Genomic DNA, 5,284 nt, shown 5'->3' with positions numbered 1-5,284 from the left:
GGACACCAGGAGGCCGGGTACCCCGGTACCGGCGACGGCGACGCGTACGGCGGCGGCGGGTACGGCACCGCCGCCCACCCTGCGGCCGGCACCCCCCCCCCACCCCCCCGCCCCCCCGTACCCCCCCGGGCGGGCCCCCCCCCCCCCGGTACCGCCCGGTGGATCAGCAGGCGTAGTTCGGCTGCACGTTCCAGTAGTCCAGCTTCGACCAGGTGTTCGGGCCGACCTCGCCGTCGACCTGGATGTGCACACAGTTCTGGAAGTAGTAGACGGCGCGCAGCGTGGCCTGGCCGAAGACGCCGTCGGCGATCAGCTTGTAGCCGCGGTCCGGGTGGATGGCGCGGTTGAGCTCGCACTGCAGCTCGCGCACCGCGTCGCCGGTGGCGCCGGCCCGCAGCAGCGGCTCGGCGGTGCTCCACTCGGAGCACGGCTGGCCGGCGCTCGCGGCGGAGGCGGTGGTCGCGGTGGAGACGCCGCCGGCGAACACGAGGCCGGCGATCGCGAGACCGGTGATGATCTTGCGCATGTGGGTTCCCTCCCTGTGAGCGTGCGCCGGGTCCGGCACACGGTCGGTGGGTCCGGCGTGTTGCCGGGCCCGGCGACGACTCTGCTGGTCGGCGCCGTGGTGACCAAGGGCTGAGACGTCTCAAGCGCGTCCCACGCACCGATCTGAGACGGGCCCGGAGGCGACGCCGCAGGTCGGGCGCGAACCGCCCGCGCGGTGTCTCACGCGCACACCCCCTCCCCGGACCGGCCGTCCGCGCCCGCGCTCCCGCCGCCGACCGCCGTACCGGCCGGTAGTGAGGTGCGGTGCCGGCCCCCGCGTCCGTCCCGGCCGCACCCGCTCCGGCCGCCGGGGCGGCGACCCGGGGCCGACGTCCGTACCACCGGCGTTCAAGGACCCGTTGCCCGGCCGCGCGGCCCCCACCCACTACGGTGGACGCCATGCCCGAAGCCGAGCGTGACACCTCCTGCGGCCTGCACCTTTTCTGGGACGAGGCGGTCACCGCCTACGACTTCGGCCCAGGCCACCCGATGGATCCGACCCGGCTGGCCCTCACCATGCGCCTGGTCGAGGACCTCGGCCTCGCCGCCGGACCGGGTGTCACCGTCAGGGCCGCACCGCCCGCCGGGGAGTCCACCCTCCGGCTGGTCCACACCGCCGAGTACGTCGAGGCGGTCAAGTACGCGGCCGCCCACCCCGAACGGCAGGACACCCGGCACGGCCTCGGCACCGACGACAACTGGTCCTTCCCCGCCGTCCACTCCGCCTCCGCGCTGATCGCCGGCCAGTCCGTCGCCGCCGCCGAGGCGGTCTGGCGCGGCGAGACCCCGCACGCCGTCAACTTCGCCGGCGGCCTGCACCACGCCATGCCCGACCGCGCCTCCGGCTTCTGCATCTACAACGACCCGGCCCTCGCCATCGCCCGGCTGCTGGAACTCGGCGCCGAGCGGATCGCCTACGTCGACGTCGACGTCCACCACGGCGACGGCGTCCAGCAGGCCTTCTGGGACGACCCCCGGGTGCTCACCGTCTCCCTGCACGAGCACCCCGCCACCCTCTTCCCGCAGACCGGCTGGGCCACCGAGACCGGCGGCCCCGCCGCCGGGGGCACCGCCGTCAACCTCCCGCTGCCGGCCGGCACCGGCGACGCCGGCTGGCTGCGCGCCTTCCACGCCCTGGTGCCCGAACTGCTCGCCGCCTTCCGCCCCCAGGTGATGGTCACCCAGCACGGCGCCGACACCCACCTGGAGGACCCGCTCGCCCACCTCGCCGTCACCGTGGACGCCCAGCGCGCCATCGCCCAGGAGCTGCACGCGCTGGCCCACGAGCACACCGACGGCCGCTGGATCGCCCTCGGCGGAGGCGGCTACGCCGTCGTCGACGTCGTCCCGCGGACCTGGACCCACCTGGTCGCCACCGCCGCCGGCCGCCCCGTCGACCCGGCCACCGAGACCCCGGAGTCCTGGCGCGCCGAGGTCTACCGGCGCACCCGCCGTCCGGCCCCGCTGCGGATGACCGACGGCGCCCGGCCGGTCTGGCGCGACTTCGACGCGGGTTACGATCCGGCGGACCGCCTCGACCAGGCGATCCTGGCCACCCGCCGCGCCGTCCTGCCGCACCACGGCCTGATGCCCTGACCCGGGCGGCCGAACCGGCCCCGCCGCTTGTGGAGACCTGGTGCCCGGTCGCGTTCCGTGCGCACGCCGACTAGTGCAGACCGCCGATCGGCTACGTACTGCAACGGGCTTATCCCTCACCGTCAGAGGACTGCGCTTCTCCCTCTTCCCACTGGTACCACCCATAACTACTCTGGGGATACACGTGTGCCGGTGGAGTCACCGGAGGGGAAGCCGGTGCCTTGCACACGGGTAAGGGTCGGGTGATGGTCATGAGTTCCGGCGAACGCCCCTTGCAGGACGTCGTCTTCCTGACCGTGGCCGAGGTGGCCGCGGTCATGCGGGTCTCCAAGATGACGGTCTACCGGTTGGTGCACAGCGGTGAGCTGCCCGCCATCCGGGTCGGCCGCTCGTTCCGGGTGCCCCAGCAGGCAGTGCACGAGTACCTCAAGGAGTCCTACGTGCGGCTCGAAAGCGCGTAGGGCGGGCCGGCCGGGTACGGGGTCCGTCACGGCGGGCCCCGTATCCGTTCGCCCCGGATTCGCCGGGCGTTCGCCCGGTCCGGGGGCCGCGATTACGGCCCTGGGCAAGTGGAAGGTAGGCTAGGCCCTCCGTCAGTCGTATGGACTCCGTCTCTCACGGGCGAGAGTCTCAGTGAGCGAGGGTTGTTCCGTGGGCTCTGTCATCAAGAAGCGTCGCAAGCGTATGGCCAAGAAGAAGCACCGCAAGCTTCTCAAGCGCACGCGCGTCCAGCGTCGCAACAAGAAGTAAGCGTCCCCGGCCGCGCCTCGCGCGCCCAGCGCTTCGCACCGCCCGCCCAGGCCCCACGGCCCGGGCGGGCGGTGTCGTTTCCCGGCCCGCCGCGGCGGCGCGGTACGGTGCACGCAGGTCGCCCGGGCCGAGGAATGGGGTGCAGCGCTGTGGGAACGGTCGTGCTCGTCACCGGCGTGGCACGCCACCTCGGCGCCCGCTTCGCCGCCGAGCTGCGCCGCAGACCCGGGGTCGACCTGGTCGTCGGCGTGGACGTCCAGCCGCCCCGCCCGGCCCTGCGCGCGCTCGCGGAGCCGGACGGGCCCGCCGCGCCCTACCGCTTCCAGCAGCTCGACCTGCGCCGCCCCGCCGTGGCGCGGGTGATCGCCGAGCACGGCGCCGACACCGTGGTGCACCTCGCGGTCAGCGCCACCGGACTGGGCTCCACGAACCGCTCCGCGGTGAAGGAGTCCAACGTGATCGGCACCATGCAGCTGCTCGGCGCCTGCCAGAAGGCCCCGGGCGTGCGGCGGCTGGTGGTGAAGTCGACCACCGGCGTCTACGGCTCGGCGCCGCGCGACCCGGCGGTGTTCACCGAACGGACCCAGCCGAAGGTGCTGCCGGGCGGCGGCTTCGCCAAGGACGCCGTCGAGGTGGAGGGCTACGTCCGCGGGTTCGCCCGGCGCCGCCCGGACGTCGCGGTCACCGTGCTGCGGTTCGCCAACATCGTCGGCCCCGGCGCCGACACCCCGCTGAGCGAGTACTTCGCGCTGCCGGTACTGCCCACCGTCCTCGGCTACGACCCCCGGCTGCAGTTCGTGCACGAGGACGACGTGACCGAGGTGCTCTGCCGGGCCTCCTTCCCGGCCGAGCCGGGCACGGTCAACACCGGCACCCTCAACGTCGCGGGGGAGGGGGTGCTGCTGCTCTCGCAGTGCGCCCGTCGGCTGGGCCGGCCGACCCTGCCCCTGCTGCTGCCCGCGGTCAGCTGGATGGCCGGGCTGGCCCGGCAGACCCGGCTGGTGGACGTCTCGCCCGAACAGCTGCGGCTGCTCACCCACGGCCGGGTGGTCGACACCGCGCGGCTGCGCGAGACCTTCGGCTACCGCCCGGCGTTCACCACCCCGGAGGCCTTCGCGGACTTCGCCGCCGCGCAGTCCCCGGGCCTGCTGCCGCCGGCGCGGCTGACCGCCGTCACCGACGGCCTGGCCGCGCTGCTCGGTCCGGCCCCCGGCCGCCGCACCGGCGTCCCGGACGGCTCCGGACCGCCGTACCGGCCGTACTGACGCCGCCGCCCGGCCCGGTGGCACCGACCCGCACCGCCCGCACCGACCCAGGAGCTGAACCCGCATGAGTGCCGCCGCCGAGAACGCGCCGGGCGAGGCGAAGGTCATCCCGATCGAGTCCGCCCCCAGCTGGACCGAGCCGCCGGCCGCCGGGCCGGGCCTGGCCGACCGGGTCGCCGGAGCCGTCGGCGGCGCGCTGGCCGGGCCGCTCGGCGCCGCCGCGACCAGGGCGTTCGGCAAGGGCTGGGAGGACCGCGCCGCCGACGGCCTGGCCTTCCTGCGCCGCCGGATCACCGGCGACTACGAGGTGGACGAGTTCGGCTTCGACCAGGAGCTCACCGAGGAGGTGCTGCTGGGGCTGCTGCGGCCGCTGGCGGAGAAGTACTTCCGGGTCGAGGTGCGCGGGATCGGGAACATCCCGGCCGAGGGCGGCGCGCTGATCGTCGCCAACCACTCCGGGACGATCCCGTTGGACGCCCTGATGACCCAGGTGGTGATACACGACCACCACCCCCGCAACCGGCACCTGCGGATGCTCGCCGCCGACCTGGTGTTCGTGCTGCCGGGGGTCAACGAGCTGGCCCGCAAGGCCGGGCACACCCTGGCCTGCAACGAGGACGCCCGGGCGCTGCTGGAGCGCGGCGAGCTGGTCGGGGTCTGGCCGGAGGGCTTCAAGGGGATCGGCAAGCCCTTCTCCGAGCGGTACAAGCTGCAGCGGTTCGGCCGGGGCGGTTTCGTCTCCTCGGCGCTGCGGGCCCGGGTGCCGATCGTGCCGTGCTCGATCGTCGGGGCCGAGGAGACCTACCCGATGATCGGCAACTTCAGGACGCTGGCGCGGCTGCTGGGCCTGCCGTACGTGCCGGTCACGCCGACCTTCCCGTGGCTGGGGCCGCTGGGGGCGGTGCCGCTGCCGACCAAGTGGATCATCGAGTTCGGCGAGCCGATCGCGACCGACCGGCACCCGGTGGAGGCCGCGGACGACCCGATGCTGGTCTTCGACCTGGCCGACGAGGTGCGCGAGACCATCCAGCACACCCTCTACCAGCTGCTGGTGCAGCGGCGTTCGGTGTTCTTCTAGGTCGTCCGGGAGGCGAACGCGGGCGGGCCCCGGCGGACGGGATGTGCGC

At 74.4% G+C, this 5,284-nt stretch carries 6 protein-coding genes; 5 read left to right on the top strand and 1 reads right to left on the bottom strand.

The window, feature by feature from the left end; all coding sequences use genetic code 11:
* Positions 1-163: 163 nt before the first annotated feature.
* Positions 164-526, bottom strand: coding sequence for a peptidoglycan-binding protein (locus tag ACFCX4_RS34455; RefSeq protein ID WP_376151117.1), 363 nt, complete (start codon positions 524-526; stop codon positions 164-166).
* 419 nt (positions 527-945) lie between these two features.
* Here ACFCX4_RS34455 and ACFCX4_RS34450 point away from each other — a divergent pair, with 419 nt between their 5' ends.
* The 5 genes from ACFCX4_RS34450 (at position 946) to ACFCX4_RS34430 (ending at position 5,235) form a co-directional block, all read left to right on the top strand.
* Positions 946-2,142 carry an acetoin utilization protein AcuC gene (locus ACFCX4_RS34450; protein ID WP_376151115.1) on the top strand — a complete coding sequence of 399 codons (1,197 nt, stop codon included), beginning with the start codon at positions 946-948 and terminating at the stop codon, positions 2,140-2,142.
* A gap of 251 nt (positions 2,143-2,393) precedes the next feature.
* The gene (locus ACFCX4_RS34445) at positions 2,394-2,603 is read left to right on the top strand and encodes a helix-turn-helix domain-containing protein (protein WP_045937940.1); all 210 of its coding nucleotides are present in this window, start codon (positions 2,394-2,396) and stop codon (positions 2,601-2,603) included.
* 190 nt (positions 2,604-2,793) lie between these two features.
* Positions 2,794-2,892, top strand: coding sequence for a 30S ribosomal protein bS22 (locus tag ACFCX4_RS34440; RefSeq protein ID WP_003948845.1), 99 nt, complete (start codon positions 2,794-2,796; stop codon positions 2,890-2,892).
* Between the two features lie 149 nt (positions 2,893-3,041).
* Positions 3,042-4,157 (top strand): NAD-dependent epimerase/dehydratase family protein, encoded by a 1,116-nt coding sequence (locus ACFCX4_RS34435; RefSeq protein ID WP_376151113.1) that lies wholly within the window; start codon positions 3,042-3,044, stop codon positions 4,155-4,157.
* A gap of 64 nt (positions 4,158-4,221) precedes the next feature.
* Entirely contained in the window at positions 4,222-5,235 is a 1,014-nt protein-coding gene (locus ACFCX4_RS34430; protein ID WP_376151111.1) for a lysophospholipid acyltransferase family protein, read from the top strand.
* Positions 5,236-5,284: the final 49 nt, after the last annotated feature.

The sequence above is a fragment of the Kitasatospora sp. NPDC056327 genome (assembly GCF_042261735.1).
GTDB lineage: Bacteria > Actinomycetota > Actinomycetes > Streptomycetales > Streptomycetaceae > Kitasatospora.
This window is presented reverse-complemented; position numbering and strand designations above follow the sequence as displayed.

Coding starts and splice junctions, on each gene's coding strand:
- ACFCX4_RS34455 (WP_376151117.1), bottom strand. CDS start 526: ATGCGCAAGATCATCACCGGTCTCGCGATCGCCGGCCTCGTGTTCGCC.
- ACFCX4_RS34450 (WP_376151115.1), top strand. CDS start 946: ATGCCCGAAGCCGAGCGTGACACCTCCTGCGGCCTGCACCTTTTCTGG.
- ACFCX4_RS34445 (WP_045937940.1), top strand. CDS start 2,394: ATGAGTTCCGGCGAACGCCCCTTGCAGGACGTCGTCTTCCTGACCGTG.
- ACFCX4_RS34430 (WP_376151111.1), top strand. CDS start 4,222: ATGAGTGCCGCCGCCGAGAACGCGCCGGGCGAGGCGAAGGTCATCCCG.